We start from the raw sequence: 15,870 nt of genomic DNA, 5'->3' as shown, positions 1-15,870 counted from the left end.
TCCAACGGCCGGGCACCGGAGAAAGTTCCGAGGAGTAGGCTCAGGCCTGACGCCGCGCGACGCCGTTCCGGAACGAACCCCGTTCACCCTCCAACGAAAGCGCGGGTTCCGCGATGACCGATCCAGCACCGACCACCTCCCTCTCCGTCCAGGTGGACACCTGTCCCGTGTGCCCGCATCCGCAGGAGAACCACGACGGGCTCAGCCGGCGGTACTGCGCCGCCACCGCGGCGGCGGCACTCGACCGCGGCTGCATCTGCGCGAACCGAACGCCGGCCGGCTGACCTTCTGCGCCTAAAGTTGGGGCATGGATCGGGGAGTCGACAAGACGCATGCGCTGAGCCAGGGCCTCGCGGGGTACGTCCGCGCCGTCGCGGGCGCGCTCAACCTCCCCGCGGAGGGCACGAGCTTCGAGATCAGCGACACCGCCACCGCGTATCTGGCCCTGCGGCAGGTGGCCGGGCGTCCCGGTGAGGACCTGATGCTGGTGTGGAGCGAGGACAGCGGCTGGGCGGTCGCGGTGGAGACGGCGCCGACCTCGGTGATCGCCTACTTCGGCGAAGACGCGTTGCCGGAGCCGCCGCTGGTGGCCCGGTTCGTGCGCGAGGTCCTCGCCGGGCGCCGCCGGACGGGCCGGCGCCCGGTGTTCAGCACCGAGGGCAACCGGCCCGCGCTGGCCGAACGCCTCCTGCGCTACGTCTAGCTCAGTCGGCGGCCGGGGTCCCGGGGCTCTGCGAGAACACCGAGTACCGCGAACCCGACCACGCCGGTGCGCCCGCGACCGGTTCCAGCCGCACCTGCACCGAGGTCCGGCCCGCGGTGGCCGACGCCGGCACGTCGAAGGAGTCCTCCAGCCAGCGTGAGTAGGTGTTGCCGAGCGGCTGGTACCACTCGCCCACCCGTTTGCCGTCGATGAACACGGTCGCGCGCTGGAAGGCGTTGGCCTGGTCGGAGATCCGCCGCAGCCGAAGCCCCTGGTTGTCCTGCTCGACCTGCGCGGTGAACTGCACGGCGCCGGTCGTCGCGGCGACCTGGCGGGTCACCGGGGAGCGGTCGCCCTTGCCCTCGAACGTCGAGGTCAGCGTCGTCCTGGTCTCGCCCGTCGCCGTGTAGCCGTGCTGGGTGCGGGAGGCGTCGTCGGCCACGTCCACCACGTCGCTCGCGGTCAGGGACGGCGTGGCCTGGCCGTACCAGTACGCGGTGGAGCTGTAGTTCGCCGGCATCTGCGAGCGGTCGCCATGCTCGATGTCGAACTCGACGCCGTTGCCGAACGGCACCGCCTCGGCCAGCAGCAGCCGGTAGGCACCCAGGCACACGTACTGACACCCGTCGGCCCCGTTCTCGTGGCTGACCAGCCCGGCCTGCGGCATCGCGTACGGCACGCCCTCCACTCCCCCGTCGCGGGCGTCCTGGAAGTACCAGCCGGACTCGTAGAAGTCCTCCGAACCGGTGCCGTACTCGACCGGGGTCGCCGAGCCGTCGGGGTACATCCGCTCGTCGCCCTCGAGGAAGTTCATCTGGTGCGTCGGCCCGGGCGGGATGTGCCCGCGCATGCTCGTCGTCACGCCGTAGAACAGGCCCCGCCCCTGCGTGGTGAGGAAGGTCCAGTCCTGCCCGGTCACGGTGTCGGCCCGGTGCTGGGTCGCGTGGAAGTACCCGAGCGAGCCCTGCGCCAGACCGTTCGCGACGGACCCGTCCCGCGCCGTGGTGACGCTCACCGAGCCACCGTTGACCGGCACGTCCGAGGTGTTGACCAGCTGCACCACGGCATTGCGGGCGTACGGCATCGGCCACCAGGAGGTGAACGCGCCGTTGTCCGTGGTGTCGATCGAGTGCATCAGCGTCCGCGAGGCGTACTTCCCCAGCCCTGAGCCGAAGAACTCGCCGACGGGAGCGTCCACAGTGGTCTGGCCGTCGAACCTGATGCGCAGCCGGAGGCCGTCCAGCACCGCGTCCGAAGCCGCGGTCTGGTCGGCGCTGGTGGCGTACCGGAACTGCCGCAGCCCGGCCCAGGTCGCGCCCGTGATCCGGTAGCCGTGCACGGCCTCGTCGCTGGGGTGGTTCGGTCCGACGTCCATGATGTCGGTGCGCACCCACTGATTGCCGACCTTGCTGTGGATCTCGTAGCGGAACTCGTTGACGTCCTCGGCGGAGGAGACGAACGTGTTGGCGATCTGCACCGAGGACTTGCCCGCGGTGATCGAGGCGGGCACCTCGATGGTCTGGTCGACCCAGCCCCCGTTCGGCACGGCGGCGCCACCGCTCCATTCGCCTGCCTGCTGCCCGTTCACGCTGACGCTCGCCCGTTGGTTCCCGATGCCCCCGTCGTAGCGGCGGGTGATGCGCACACCCTGGTTAGCGGGAGAAATCGTTGCGGTGAAAGAACTTCCGCCCTGACCGTAGGCTCGCCCGTCGTCGTAGACGGCCGGCGCGGCGACCACCTGCGGCAGCCGCAGCGCGAGCTGGTCGATCTGCCCGGCGCCGGTCAGCGGGACGGACATCGATGCGCCGGGCGCCAGCGAGACCCCGGCGTCCTGGGTCCGCGCGCCGTTCGCGGCCGGCTTGGGATCGCGGATGCCGTAGCCGCGCAGGCGCTGGATGACGTCGGCGGCGCGGTCGTTCGGATCGAAGGTCCGGACCCCGGTCGCGTCGGCGAACTGGCGGTAGGCCACGTGGTAGAAGTGCGGGTTGTTCTCGGTGGTGATGCGCATCGAGCTGGTGAACGGCATCGGCACCTTGATGACGGCGCCGCCCATCGTGTCGGCCGCGTCGCCGACCAGCGGCCACACGAACGGGGCGCCCTTGGCACCGTCCACAATGTCCTGTGCCGAGCCCTGCAGCACGGTCCGCCCGTCGAGCTCGACGGTGATCCGGCCGATGGCGGCGATCGAGTTCGACGCGTAGGTGAACCAGATCGACGAGAGCTCCCCCGCCGTGTGCGCCTCGGCGATCACACAGCCGGCGTCGTCGTGCCGGAGGCAGGAATAGGTCCCGTTGAAACCGTCGTCGTTGTTTCCCGTGCGGTCGAAACTTGAAAACTGTTTCACCTGTTCCCCGGGCCGCAATTGGGCGAGCCCGGACACCGAGCGGTAGGTGTCCCAGCCGACCGGGCCCTTCGTCGCGACGGGCGGGGCGGCGCCGGCGCGCCCGGGCACCAGCACAGCGAGCACGAGGGCCAGTCCGAGGACGGTGGCGAGGCGTTTTCTGGGCGCGACAACGGACACGGCGGGGACTCCTGCGCGGTGGGGGCGGGGCGAGAAATCGATTGCCCACGTTAAGGCCGTGTTAAGCGCAGCGTCTAGCGCCACTCGGGTGGTATGGACCAGCACGGAGCGTGAGTACCCGTGAAACCTTTTTCAAACGAACACTATCGGGGCATTTTTCAGGAAACCGCTTCGGCTTTTTCCTCACGCATCCGCTGTGAAATGACTTTCGTGATTCCGTCGCCCTGCATGCTCACCCCGTAAAGCGCGTCCGCGATTTCCATCGTCGGTTTCTGGTGGGTGATGATGATCAGCTGCGAGGCCTCCCGCAGTTGTTCGAGCAGGCCGATCAGCCGCCGCATGTTCGTGTCGTCCAGCGCGGCCTCGACCTCGTCCATGACGTAGAACGGCGAAGGGCGGGCGCGGAAGATCGCGACCAGCATCGCCACCGCGACCAGCGACTTCTCCCCACCTGAGAGCAGCGAGAGCCGCTTGACCTTCTTGCCGGGCGGGCGCGCCTCGACGTCCACGCCGGTGGCGAGCATGTCGTCCGGCTCGGTCAGCACCATGCGGCCTTCCCCACCGGGGAACAACACGGAGAACACGGTCTCGAATTCGCGCGCGACATCCCAGTAGGCGGACGTGAAGACCTCCAGGATCTTGTCGTCCACGTCCTTGATGACCGTCAGCAGGTCCTTGCGCGTGGCCTTGAGGTCTTCGAGCTGGGTGGAAAGGAACTTGTAGCGCTCCTCCAGCGCGGCGAACTCCTCCAGCGCGAGCGGGTTGACCTTGCCGAGCATCGCCAGGTCCTTCTCGGCGCGCTTGGCGCGGCGCTCCTGCGTGGCGCGGTCGTAGGGGATCGGTGGCGGCGGGGTGACGGACTCCCCGCGCTCGCGGGCCTCCTCGTACTCGGCCATCTCGCCCGCGCCCGGCGGCACCGGCACGTCCGGGCCGTACTCGCCGACCAGGTCCTCCAGGCCGATGCCGAAGTCCTCGGAGATCTTGGTCTCCAGCTGCTCCAGCCGCAGCCGCTGCTCGGCGCGCAGGACCTCGTCGCGGTGCACGGCGTCGGTGAGCTTCTCCAGCTCGCCGGCCAGCTCGCGGACCCGGCTGCGGACCTGGGCCAGCGCCGTCTCGCGCCCCTGCCGGGCCGCCTGCACCTCGTCGCGCTCGACCGCCGCGCGCTGCACCGACTGCTCGATGCGCTCCAGCGCGAGCTCGCCCGCGTCCACGACGGCGGCCGCGACGGCGGCGCCCTTCGCCCTGGCGGCACGGGACTTCTCCGCACGCTCGCGGGCCTGCTGCTCTGCGTACGCGGCGCGACGCAGCGACTCCGCACGCCCCGCGATGCTGCGCGCCCGCTCTTCCGCGGTGCGCAGCGCCAGCCGTGCCTCGACCTCTTCCTGCCGGACGACCGCGAGCTGCTCGGCCATCTCGTCGCGCTCGCTGGTGTCCGGGTCCTCGTCGACCGACTCCTCGGCGACCAGGGACAGCCGCTCCTCCAGCTCGGCGAGCTTCTGCACGGCCTCTTCGCGGCTGGCCTCGACCTTCGCTCGCTGCTGGTGCAGCCGGCTGACCTCGGCCTCGGCCGAGCGCGCCGCCTGCTGCAGGCGGTTCAGCCGTTCCGAGGAGCGCGCGTTGCGGACCTTGGCCTCGCTGAGCGCTTCCTTGGCCTGGCCGACCTCGTCCCGGCGCGCCTGCTGCTCGGCCCGTGCGCCCTCCAGCTCCGCGGCGGTGCGCTCCAGCAGGCGCTCCGCGGCGAGCAGCCGGTCCTGCGCCTCGTCGACCGCGGCCTGCACCTCGATCACGCTCTCGCTGCGCGAGGAACCGCCGACCGCCCAGTGCGCCCCGAAGACGTCGCCTTCGGCCGTCACGGTGCTCACGCTCGGATGCACGGCGACCAGCCGCCGCGCGGCATCCAAACCGTCCACCACGGCGACCCGTTCCAGGGCGCGTTCCACCGCCGAGCGGAGGGCTTCCGGCGCGGTGACGACCTCCCGCGCCCAGCGGGCCCCGGCCGGCAGCGACGGCCACGACGTGGTGTCCACGGTGTGCTCCTGGCCGCCGAGCAGCACGCCCGCACGGCCGGAGTCGTTGTCCTTCAAGTACTTGAGCGCGGCGAGCGCGTCCTCGCCGCCCTGCACCGCGACGGCGTCGGCGACCGGGCCGAGCGCCGCGGCGAGCGCGACCTCGAAGCCCGGCTCCACGGTGAGCAACGCGGCGACCGAGCCGAGCAGGCCCGGCAGCTGCTCGGACGCGCCGAGCAGGGCGCCCGCGCCGTCCTTGCGCCGCAGGCCCATCGACAACGCGTCCACCCGCGCCTTCTCCGACGCGATCTCGCGCTCGGTCGCGCGCTCGGCCTTGACCAGCTCCTCGACGCGCGCCTTCGCGGCATTGTTCGCCTCGACCGCCCTGTCGTGGCGGGCGTGCAGATCCGCGTCGTCGGACTCCTCGACGCCACCCTCGGCCCTGGCCTCTTCCAGCTCCTCGACGGCGATCTCGGCGCGTGCGGCCGCCTCGTCGATCGACGCGGTGAGCCGGTCGATCTCGTCGGAGGTGGCGCCGTTCTTGCTGCGCAGGGCCTCGACTTGGCCGGTCAGCTTGGCGAGCCCCTCGCGCCGGTCGGCGATCGCGCGGACCGCCGCCATGTGCGCGCGCTCCGCGGCCTGGACGGCGTGCTCGAGCTGTTCGCGGCGCTGCACGGTTTCCGACAGCATCGTGCGCGCCTCGGCGACGGCCTCGTTCAGCTCGTCCTCGCGCTCGGCGACCTGCTCGGCCTCCGCCAGCAGCTCCTCCGGGTCACGCCCGCTCTGGTGCGTCTCGACCTCGGCGGAAAGGTGCCGCTGGCGCTCCACGGCGAGCCGCACGGTGCCGCGCAGCCGTTCCGCCAGCGCGGACAGCTTGTACCAGGTGTCCTGGGACTGCGTCAGCCGCGGCGCGTCCTCCGCCAGCAGCGACTCCAGCTGGTTCTCCTCGGCGCTGACCAGCTCCAGCGCCTGCTCCACCTCGGCGCGGCGGGCCCGGGCGGTGGCCTCGTCGGCCTCCTCCCTGGCGATCGCTTCGCGCTGGGTGACCAGGTCGTCGGCGAACAGGCGCAGCCGCGCGTCCCGCAGCTCGGCCTGCACGGCCTGGGCCTTGCGGGCGATCTCGGCCTGCTTGCCCAGCGGCTTGAGCTGGCGGCGCAGCTCCGCGGTCAGGTCCCCGAGGCGGTCGAGGTTGCCCTGCATCGCGGTGAGCTTGCGCAGCGCCTTTTCCTTGCGCTTGCGGTGCTTGAGCACGCCGGCGGCCTCTTCGATGAAGGCGCGGCGCTCCTCGGGCTTGGATTCGAGGATCTGGCTGAGCTGCCCCTGGCCGACGATGACGTGCATCTCGCGGCCGATGCCGGAGTCCGACAGTAGCTCCTGGATGTCGAGCAGGCGGCACGAGCTGCCGTTGATCTCGTACTCGCTGGCGCCGTCGCGGAACATCCGGCGGGTGATCGAGACCTCGGAGTAGTCGATCGGGAGCGCGCCGTCGACGTTGTCGATGGTGAGGGTGACCTCGGCGCGGCCCAGCGGGGCGCGGCCGGAGGTGCCGGCGAAGATGACGTCCTCCATCTTGCCGCCGCGCAGGTCCTTGGCGCCCTGCGTGCCCATCACCCAGCGCAGCGCGTCCAGCACGTTCGACTTGCCCGAGCCGTTCGGGCCGACGACGCAGGTGATGCCCGGCTCGAACCGCAAGGTGGTAGCCGAGGCGAAGGACTTGAAGCCCTTCAGCGTCAGACTTTTCAGGTGCACGTGGCGGGGACCCCTCCGGTGCTGCAATCACTGCCAGATCGGTCGAGTCTACCGAGGCACCCGCGGCGACCGCGGGACGCACGCCCTGGTTCGGCGTGCCGCTCACCTCAGTGGTCACGGCAGGCCCAACAGCCTCAGTTCTCCACGAAACCGTCGAGGCCACCCCGGGCCGGCGACCAGTGTTCAACGACCTGATCCACACTTCCGGGTGACGAGGACGAGCGTAAACACGACAGGAACTGCTCACAGTGATCTTTCGGGCCCTCGGCGACGACCTCGACCCGGCCGTCACGCAGGTTCTCGGCGCTGCCCACCAGCCCGAGCTCCAGCGCGCGACACCTGGTCCACCAGCGGAAACCGACGCCCTGCACGCGACCGCTGACCCACGCGGTGAGCCGCACCGCGTCCTGTACGGAGTTCACGACTCCCATGGTGCCGCACCCGAACGGCTGCGGACAGTTAACATAGGGCGCCGAGCCGCTCGCACACTGTTAACCGACGGTGCTAATCTCCCCGTCGGGTCCACCGCTTGGGCTACTCCGCTCGGGCAACGACAGGCCAATCCCTTCAGCAAGGAGCCACCATGGCCCATTCAGGGTCACGTTCGGGTCAGCGAGCCGAGGTCTCACCGCCCCGCGATCCCTCGTCGCGGATGAAGCGCAGCGGCTACGTGCTGCTCGCGGCCAGCGGCGTCGTCCTCGCGACCGCGTTCGGCGGCATCGCCGAGCTCGCGTCCCCGTCGACGAGCGCCGCCGGGGACATCAAGGGCGGTAATGCCAACTCCTCGTCCGGGCCTCAGCTGATCCCGGGCAGTGCGGTACCGGGCAGCGACGCGGCGCAGCCGGACCCGTCCACGTCGCCGACGGCCGTGGTGACGGTGGGCCCCGACGGCTCGCCCGTGGTGACGATCCTGCCGCCCCCGGGCTCGAAGCAGAAGCCGGTAGTGCTGGCTCCCGGCGCGCCCATCCCGCCGGGCACGTACATCCCCCCGGGCACGCCGATCCCCTCGACGAACCCGACGACTCCGCCGCGCAGCGACACCCCGACGAAGCCGCCGCCGAGCACGTCGTCATCCGACTCGGCGCCGCCGTCCAGCCCGAGCTCTTCGCCGCCCCCGTCCAGCTCCACGTCGACGACAACGACGAACAGCAGCACACCGCCGGACAGCTCGACCTCGGACGGCAGCACGACGCCCAGCACCTGACCCGGGGTTTCGCGGTCTTTGGGGACCTCGCGCGGAGCGCGAGGTGGGCCGCCCATCCATGGCTGCCGTTGCCGGGTCGCCGGTGGTGGGTGGCTGGGGAGTGTCGGAAGCGGCCTCAGCCTTCGAAGCGGTATCCCATTCCGGGCTCGGTCAGCAGGTGCCGTGGCCGGGAGGGCTCCTCCTCCAGTTTCCGCCTCAGCTGGGCCAGGTACACCCGCAGGTAGTGCGTCTCGTTCTCGTACGTCGGGCCCCACACCTCACGCAGCAGCTGCTTCTGCGACACCAAGCGCCCCCGGTTGCGGACCAGCAGCTCCAGCACACCCCACTCCGTCTTCGTCAGGTGCACCTCCTGCCCGGCGCGCTCGGCCTTCTTCGCCACCAGGTCGATCGTGAAGGCATCGGTCCGGACCACTGCCTCGCCATCGTCCGAACTGGACACCATCGAGCGGCGGACGGCGGCGCGCAGGCGCGCCAGCAGCTCGTCCATGCCGAACGGCTTCGTCACGTAGTCGTCCGCGCCCGCGTCGAGTGCCTGCACCTTGTCCGGGGAGTCGCTGCGCGCGGACAGCACGATGATCGGCACCGTCGTCCACCCGCGTAACCCCGCGATGACCTCGTTGCCGTCCATGTCCGGCAAACCCAGGTCCAGCACGACCACGTCGGGCTTCGTCTCGGCCACCGCCCGCAGCGCGGCCGCGCCGTCGTGCGCCGTCACCACGTGGTACCCCCTGGCCGCGAGGTTGATCCGCAACGCGCGCACGATCTGCGGTTCGTCGTCCACCACCAGGACCGTCGCGTTCGTCATCGCACCCCCTCCCACTGTGGTACCACCTGCGGAGCCATCGCGGCGCGGAGCGAGACGACCACCGTCAGCCCGCCGCCGGGCGTGTCCTCCGCCCTGATCGTGCCGTCCATCGCCTCCGTGAACCCCTTCGCGACGGACAGGCCCAGCCCGACGCCCGGGGTGTTGTCCCGGTCCCCCAGCCGCTGGAACGGCGCGAAGGCCGAGTCCGCCGTGCGCTTCTTCAGCCCGCGCCCGTGGTCGATGATCCGCAGCTCGACGTACTCCGCATGGGTACTCCCCCGCACCGCCACCGGCTCGTCGCCGGCGCCGTGCCGCAGCGCGTTGTCGACCACGTTCGCCACCACGCGTTCCAGCAGCCCGGGATCGGCGAGCACCGCCGGCAGCCGCTCGTCCACGGCGACGACCACCGAACCGGAATTCTCCACAGTGGACAGTGCGTGCGCGACCACCTCGTCGTAGCCGACGGGCCGCAGCTGCGGCCGCACCGCGCCGGTGGCCAGCCGTGACGAGTCGAGCAGGTTGTCCACCAGCCCGGCGAGCCGGTCGGTCGACTCCTCCGCCGTGGCCAGCAGCTCCTGGGTGTCCTCCGGCGACAGCTCGATGTCGTGCGCCCGCAGGCTGTCGATCGACGCCTTGATCGAGGTCAGCGGGGTCCGCAGGTCGTGCCCGAGCGCCGACAGCAGCGCCGTGCGCAGCTCGGTCGTCTCGGCCTTGCGCTCGGCGCGGGCGGTCGCCGCCGCCATCCGCTGCTGCCGCAACGCGAGCAGCGCCTGCCCCGCCGCGGCCTCCAGCACCCGCCGGTCGGCGGCGAGCAGCGCCCTGCCGCGCAGGGTCAGGTGCACGTCGGCGGTCACCGGAATGTCCACATCGGCCTGATCGGGCTCGCCGCACGGGTTCGGCCCGCACTCCTCCACCCGGTGCCAGACGCCGTCCTGCTTCTCGACGAGGCTCACCGACTCCAGGCCGAAGTTCTCGCGCACCTTCTCCAGCAGCCGTGGCAGCGGCGCGGTGTTCGTGAGCACCGTCCGCGCGTACGAGGCCAGCAGCGACGCCTCCGTCCTGGCCTCTGCCGCCTGCTTCGCCAACCGCGCCGCCGTGTCCACGACCAGGGCCACCAGCACGCCGACGACGATCATCGCGATCAGCGTGATGACGTTGCTCTGCGCGTGCACGGTCAGCGTGTAGAGCGGCTCGGTGAAGAAGAAGTTGAGCAGCCCCGCGCACAGGAACGCCGCGACGAGCGCGGGCCCCAGCCCGCCGACCAGCGCCACGACGACCGTGACGAGGAAGTAGTCGACGACGTCGGTGGAGAAGTCGAGCTGGCCGCCCAGCAGCACCCCGACGGCGGTCGCCACCGCCGGCAGCAGCACCGCGAGCACCAACCCGAGCACCCGCCGGGACGGCGCGATCGGGCTCCGGCCGTACAGCTTCCGCAGCCGGCCCCCGGCCTCGGCGTGGGTGACCATGTGCACGTCGATCGCGCCCGAATGCTGCACGACCGTCGCGCCGATGCCCTGGTCGAACAGCCGGGCCAGCCGCGAGCGCCGTGACGTGCCGAGCACCAGCTGGGTCGCGTTGACCCCGCGGGCGAAGTCCAGCAGGGCCGTCGGCACGTCGTCCCCCACCACCGTGTGGAAGGTCGCGCCGAGATCCTCGGCGAGCTTGCGGTAGCGCCCGGCCTCCGCCGGGCCGAGATCGGTCAGGCCGTCCCCGCGCAGCACGTGCAGCACCATCAGCTCGGCACCCGCGCGGGCGGCGACGCGGCTCGCGCGGCGGACCAGCGTCTCGCTTTCCGGGCCGCCGGTGACCGAGACGACGACCCGCTCGCGCGTCTCCCACGTGTCGGTGATCCGCTCCTGCTGCCGGTAACGCTGCAGCGCCACGTCCACCTGGTCCGCGAGCCACAGCAGCGCGAGCTCCCGCAACGCGGTGAGGTTGCCCGGCCGGAAGTAGTTGCCGAGCGCGGCGTCGATCCGTTCCGCGGGGTAGACGTTGCCGTGCGCGAGCCGCCGCCGCAGCGCCTCCGGCGTGATGTCGACCAGCTCCACCTGTCCCGCCCGGCGCACCACCTCGTCCGGCACCGTCTCCTGCTGCGCCACGCCGGTGATCTTCTCCACGACGTCGTTGAGGCTCTGCAGGTGCTGCACGTTGACCGTGGACAGCACGTCGATGCCGGCGGCGAGCAGCTCCTCGACGTCCTGCCACCGCTTCTCGTTGCGTGAACCGGGGATGTTGGTGTGCGCCAGCTCGTCCACAATGGCCACTTCGGGCTCCCTGGCGAGGATCGCGTCGACGTCCATCTCGGTGAACTCGTGCCCGCGGTGCACGCCGGTACGCCTCGGCACGACCTCGATGTCGGCGAGCAGCGCGGCGGTCTTCGCGCGGCCGTGCGTCTCCACGACCCCGGCGACCACGTCGGTACCGCGTTCCAGCCGCCGCCGGGCCTCGCCCAGCATCGCGAAGGTCTTGCCGACGCCGGGCGCCGCCCCGAGGTAGATCCTCAGCTCTCCCCGGGGCGGTTTCACAGGCTGTTGTGCCTCGTCCACGGGTTCAGTGTGCCCTCGCCGCGGCGATCGCGAGGTTCAGCTCGAGCACGTTCACCCCGGGGACGCCGATCCCGGTCCCGCTCGTGTGCTCCTGCACCAGTTCCCGCACCTGGGCCTCCGGCAGCCCGGTCACCCGCGCCACCCGTGGCGCCTGCAGGTCGGCGTAGGCGACGCTGATGTCCGGGTCCAGGCCCGAAGCCGACGCCGTCACCGCGTCGGCGGGCACGGCGTCCGGCGAGACGCCCTCGCGCTGGGCGATCGCCGCCTTGCGCTCCTGGATCGTCTTGACCAGGTCCTCGTTGAAGCCGCCCTTGTTCGAGCCGCCGGAGGTCGACGGGTCGCCGGGGCCCAGCGGGTCCGACGCCTCCGCGGACGGGCGGTTGTGGAAGTACGGGTCGTGGGCCGGATCGGCGGCGACCGGGTCGATCCCGATGAGCGACGAGCCCACGGCCTTGCCGTCGACGGTGACCACCGAGCCCTCCGCGTTGGCCTCCAGCCCGGGGATCCGCGACACGGCCCAGACCCCGAGGGGGTAGATCACCCCCAGCAGCACCGTGAACACCAGCAGCACGCGCAGTCCCGCGCCCGCCTGCTTGAACCATGCCTTCATGAGCACTACCCGATTCCCGGAATGAAGCGGACCACCAGGTCCACGAGCCAGATGCCGAGGAACGGCGTCACGACGCCGCCGACCCCGTAGATCAACAGGTTCCGCCGCAATAGTGCGGACGCGCTGGACGGCTTGTACCGCACGCCGCGCAGGGCGAGCGGGATGAGCACCACGATGATCAGCGCGTTGAAGATCACCGCCGACAGGATCGCCGACTGCGGCGAGTGCAGGTGCAGGATGTTCAGCCCGGCCAGCTGCGGGAAGATCGTCACGAACATCGCGGGCAGGATCGCGAAGTACTTCGCGAGGTCGTTGGCGATGGAGAACGTGGTGAGCGCCCCGCGAGTGATCAGCAGCTGCTTGCCGATCTCGACGACCTCGATCAGTTTGGTCGGGTCGGAGTCGAGGTCGACCATGTTGCCGGCCTCCTTCGCGGCCATGGTCCCGGTGTTCATCGCGACCCCGACGTCGGAGGCGGCCAGTGCGGGCGCGTCGTTCGTGCCGTCGCCGGTCATCGCGACGAGCCTGCCGCCCTCCTGCTCCTTGTGGATGAGCGCCATCTTGTCCTCGGGCTTGGCCTCCGCGAGGTAGTCGTCGACCCCGGCGTCCTCGGCGATGGCCTTTGCGGTGAGCGGGTTGTCGCCGGTGATCATCACCGTCTTGATGCCCATGGTCCGCAGCTCGCCGAAGCGCTCGCGCATACCGGGCTTGACGACGTCCGACAGCCGGATGACGCCGCGCACGAACGCCCGCCCGCCGGTCTGCTCGGCGACCACGAGCGGGGTCCCGCCCTGCTGGCTGATCTCGTCGACGACCCGCTCGGTCTCGTCGGGGAACTCCCCGCCGTACCCGCGCACCCAGTCGCGCACCGCGCTCGCCGCGCCCTTGCGGACCTGCCGCGAGCCGAGGTCGATCCCGCTCATCCGGGTCTGTGCGGTGAACGGCACGAACTCGCCGCCGGGGTCCTCGGTCGCCGGACCGGTCAGCTCGACGATGCTGCGCCCCTCCGGTGTGCCGTCGGCGAGGCTGGACAGCCGGGCCGCCTCCGTCAGCTGCTCGGAACCGGTGCCGCCGACGGGGATCAGCTCGGTCGCCTTGCGGTTGCCGAAGGTGATCGTGCCGGTCTTGTCCAGCAGCAGCGTCGACACGTCGCCCGCTGCCTCGACCGCGCGGCCCGACGTCGCGAGCACGTTGCGCTGCACGAGCCGGTCCATGCCGGCGATGCCGATGGCCGAGAGCAGCGCGCCGATCGTCGTCGGGATCAGGCAGACCAGCAGCGCGGTCAGCACGATCACCGACTGCCCGCTCCCCGAGTAGCCCGCCATCGGCTGCAGCGCGACCACGGCGAGCAGGAAGATGATCGTCAGCGTCGACAACAGGATCGTCAGCGCGATCTCGTTCGGCGTCTTCTGCCGCGACGCGCCTTCCACCAGCGCGATCATCCGGTCCACGAACGTCTCGCCGGGCTTGGTGGTGACCTTGACGACGATCCGGTCGGACAGCACGGTCGTGCCGCCGGTGACGGCCGACCGGTCGCCGCCGGACTCGCGGATCACCGGTGCCGACTCGCCCGTGATGGCGGACTCGTCGACGGTGGCGATGCCCTCGACGACGTCGCCGTCGCCAGGGATCGTCTCCCCGGCCTCGACCACCACCAGGTCGCCGATCCTGAGCTCGACACCCGGCACCTGCTCCTCGGTGCCCGACGCCGTGAGCCGCCGCGCGACCGTCTCCTTCTTGGTGCGCCGCAAGGACTCCGCCTGCGCCTTGCCACGCCCCTCGGCGACGGCCTCGGCCAGGTTGGCGAACACGACGGTGAACCAGAGCCAGATCGCGACGAGGATGGTGAACACACTCGGGTCGAGGACCGCGTACACGGTGGTCAGTGCGGAGCCGACCCAGACCACGAACATGACCGGGTTGTGCAGCTGGTGCCTCGGGTCGAGCTTGCGCAGCGCCTCGGGCAGCGACACCAGCAGCTGCCGCGAGCTGAACACGCCCGCGCCGACCCGACCCGGCGACGCCGGCTCCTGCGCGGAACGGGGCTTCTCTTCCGTGATGGTCATGCCATGGCCTCCGCGATGGGACCGAGAGCGAGCGCGGGAACGAACGTCAGCGCCGCGACGAGCAGGATGGTGCCGGCCAGCATCGAGCTGAACAGCGGCCCGGTGGTGGGCAGGGTGCCCGCGGTCTCGGGCACCTTCCGCTGGGCCGCGAGCGAACCGGCGAGGCAGAGCGTCGCGATGATCGGCACGAACCGGCCGAGGAGCATCGCGACCGACAGCGAGGACTGGAACCAGCCGTCGGTGACGGTGATGCCGGCGAACGCGCTGCCGTTGTTGTTGGCGGTCGAGGTGTAGGCGTAGAGCACCTCGGACAGCCCGTGCGCCCCGCTGTTGGCCATCGCCGCCGTGGTGCCGGGCATCAGCAACGCGATGCCCGAACCGAGCAGCACCACCGTCGGCATCGCGAGCATCGAGATGGCCGCCGCGGTGACCTCCCGTTTCCCGAGCTTCTTGCCCAGGTACTCGGGTGTGCGCCCGACCATCAGGCCGGCGAGGAACATCGCGACGATCGCCATCACCAGGATCCCGTAGAGCCCGGTGCCGACACCGCCCGGCGAGACCTCGCCGAACAGCATGTGCAGCAACGGCATCCCGCCACCGAGACCGCTGAAGCTGTCGTGCATCGAGTTGACCGCGCCGGTGGAGGTGCCGGTGGTGCTGGTGGCGAACAACGACGATCCGCTGATGCCGAACCGCTGTTCCTTGCCCTCGAGGTTCCCCCCGGCCAGCAGCGCCGCCGGGCCGTTCGGGTGCGCCTCGGCCCACCACGTCACGGCGAGCACGAACGTCCACAGCAGACCCATCACCGACAGCAGCACGTAGCCCTGCTTGCGGTTTCCGACGAGCTTGCCGAACGTGCGGGTGAGCGACACCGGGATCACCAGCAGCAGGAAGATCTCGACCAGGTCGCTCCACGCGTTCGGGTTCTCGAACGGGTGCGCGGAGTTGGCGTTGAAGATGCCGCCGCCGTTGGTGCCCAGCTCCTTGATCGCCTCCTGGCTCGCGGCCGGAGCGATCGCGATCGTGCTCTGCGAGCCGTCCGGGTTCGTCACGGGGATGCCGGAGTGCAGGCTCTGCACGACGCCGAGCGCGATCAGCACGATCGCGAACAGGACGGACATCGGCAGCAGGATGCGCACGGTCCCCCGGGTGAGGTCCACCCAGAAGTTGCCGAGCCGGTCGGTGCGCGAGCGGATGAACCCGCGGACCAGCGCGACGGCGACGGCGAGCCCGACCGCGGCGGACAGGAAGTTCTGCACCGTCAGGCCTGCCATCTGCACGACGTGGCCCATCGTGGTCTCCGGGACGTAGGACTGCCAGTTCGTGTTGGTCACGAAGCTGACGGCCGTGTTGAACGCGACGCCCGGGCTGACCGCGCCCCGCCCGAAGTTCAACGGCAGGAACGCCTGCAGGCGCTGCAACAGGTACAGGAACACGACGGACACGAGCGAGAACGCGAGCACGCCGAGCGCGTAGGTGGGCCAGCGCTGCTCGGCGTCGGGGTTCACCCGGAACAGCCGGTACATCCCGCGCTCCACCTTGAGGTGCTTGTCGGTGGTGAGCACGCGCGCCATGTAGTCGCCGAGCGGCTTGTAGACCACCGCGAGGGCGGCGACGAGTATCCCGACCGAGATCAGGCCGGACACGAGATCGGACATGA

At 71.0% G+C, this 15,870-nt stretch carries 11 protein-coding genes; 2 read left to right on the top strand and 9 right to left on the bottom strand.

Translation table 11 applies throughout. The annotated features are described in order from the left end of the window. Positions 1-113 precede the first annotated feature (113 nt). Positions 114-284: an RGCVC family protein gene (locus tag LWP59_RS07970; protein WP_186383260.1), complete on the top strand. Its 171-nt coding sequence runs from the start codon at positions 114-116 to the stop codon at positions 282-284. Between the two features lie 23 nt (positions 285-307). Beyond that, complete coding sequence (locus tag LWP59_RS07965; protein ID WP_144639068.1) at positions 308-703, top strand: DUF6292 family protein; 396 nt, start codon at positions 308-310, stop codon at positions 701-703. 1 nt (position 704) lies between these two features. Here LWP59_RS07965 and LWP59_RS07960 read toward each other — a convergent pair whose 3' ends face one another. The 9 genes from LWP59_RS07960 to kdpA all read right to left on the bottom strand — a co-directional run bounded on the left by LWP59_RS07960 (position 705) and on the right by kdpA (position 15,868). Continuing rightward, a complete protein-coding gene (locus LWP59_RS07960; RefSeq protein WP_144639066.1) occupies positions 705-3,224 on the bottom strand; it encodes a glycoside hydrolase family 172 protein in 2,520 nt (839 codons plus the stop codon). 158 nt (positions 3,225-3,382) lie between these two features. Continuing rightward, a complete protein-coding gene (smc, locus tag LWP59_RS07955; protein WP_144639064.1) occupies positions 3,383-6,979 on the bottom strand; it encodes a chromosome segregation protein SMC in 3,597 nt (1,198 codons plus the stop codon). Between the two features lie 134 nt (positions 6,980-7,113). After that, positions 7,114-7,410 carry an acylphosphatase gene (locus LWP59_RS07950; protein ID WP_144639062.1) on the bottom strand — a complete coding sequence of 99 codons (297 nt, stop codon included), beginning with the start codon at positions 7,408-7,410 and terminating at the stop codon, positions 7,114-7,116. 364 nt (positions 7,411-7,774) lie between these two features. After that, complete coding sequence (locus LWP59_RS07945) at positions 7,775-8,239, bottom strand: hypothetical protein (protein ID WP_144639060.1); 465 nt, start codon at positions 8,237-8,239, stop codon at positions 7,775-7,777. 59 nt (positions 8,240-8,298) lie between these two features. Continuing rightward, the gene (locus tag LWP59_RS07940; protein ID WP_144639059.1) at positions 8,299-8,988 is read right to left on the bottom strand and encodes a response regulator; all 690 of its coding nucleotides are present in this window, start codon (positions 8,986-8,988) and stop codon (positions 8,299-8,301) included. Further along, positions 8,985-11,534 (bottom strand): sensor histidine kinase, encoded by a 2,550-nt coding sequence (locus LWP59_RS07935; protein ID WP_144639057.1) that lies wholly within the window; start codon positions 11,532-11,534, stop codon positions 8,985-8,987. Before LWP59_RS07935 ends, LWP59_RS07940 begins: the two co-directional genes overlap by 4 nt. A gap of 4 nt (positions 11,535-11,538) precedes the next feature. Further along, positions 11,539-12,144 carry a potassium-transporting ATPase subunit C gene (locus LWP59_RS07930; RefSeq protein WP_144639055.1) on the bottom strand — a complete coding sequence of 202 codons (606 nt, stop codon included), beginning with the start codon at positions 12,142-12,144 and terminating at the stop codon, positions 11,539-11,541. 5 nt (positions 12,145-12,149) lie between these two features. Next, positions 12,150-14,210 carry a potassium-transporting ATPase subunit KdpB gene (kdpB, locus tag LWP59_RS07925; protein ID WP_144639053.1) on the bottom strand — a complete coding sequence of 687 codons (2,061 nt, stop codon included), beginning with the start codon at positions 14,208-14,210 and terminating at the stop codon, positions 12,150-12,152. Then, complete coding sequence (gene kdpA, locus LWP59_RS07920; protein ID WP_144639051.1) at positions 14,207-15,868, bottom strand: potassium-transporting ATPase subunit KdpA; 1,662 nt, start codon at positions 15,866-15,868, stop codon at positions 14,207-14,209. The genes kdpB and kdpA overlap by 4 nt, the downstream gene beginning before the upstream one ends. Positions 15,869-15,870: the final 2 nt, after the last annotated feature.

Origin of the sequence: Amycolatopsis acidiphila (genome assembly GCF_021391495.1) — a bacterium.
GTDB classification, from domain to species: Bacteria; Actinomycetota; Actinomycetes; order Mycobacteriales; family Pseudonocardiaceae; genus Amycolatopsis_E; species Amycolatopsis_E acidiphila.
The sequence above is the reverse complement of the archived record's forward strand: the minus strand, read 5'-3'. Positions and strand labels throughout refer to the sequence as shown.

Excerpts from the sequence above, each read along its gene's own strand:
- kdpB (WP_144639053.1), bottom strand. The coding sequence starts at position 14,210 with ATGACCATCACGGAAGAGAAGCCCCGTTCCGCGCAGGAGCCGGCGTCG.
- kdpA (WP_144639051.1), bottom strand. The coding sequence starts at position 15,868 with ATGTCCGATCTCGTGTCCGGCCTGATCTCGGTCGGGATACTCGTCGCC.
- LWP59_RS07965 (WP_144639068.1), top strand. The coding sequence starts at position 308 with ATGGATCGGGGAGTCGACAAGACGCATGCGCTGAGCCAGGGCCTCGCG.
- LWP59_RS07930 (WP_144639055.1), bottom strand. The coding sequence starts at position 12,144 with ATGAAGGCATGGTTCAAGCAGGCGGGCGCGGGACTGCGCGTGCTGCTG.
- LWP59_RS07940 (WP_144639059.1), bottom strand. The coding sequence starts at position 8,988 with ATGACGAACGCGACGGTCCTGGTGGTGGACGACGAACCGCAGATCGTG.
- LWP59_RS07945 (WP_144639060.1), bottom strand. The coding sequence starts at position 8,239 with ATGGGCGGCCCACCTCGCGCTCCGCGCGAGGTCCCCAAAGACCGCGAA.
- LWP59_RS07970 (WP_186383260.1), top strand. The coding sequence starts at position 114 with ATGACCGATCCAGCACCGACCACCTCCCTCTCCGTCCAGGTGGACACC.
- LWP59_RS07950 (WP_144639062.1), bottom strand. The coding sequence starts at position 7,410 with ATGGGAGTCGTGAACTCCGTACAGGACGCGGTGCGGCTCACCGCGTGG.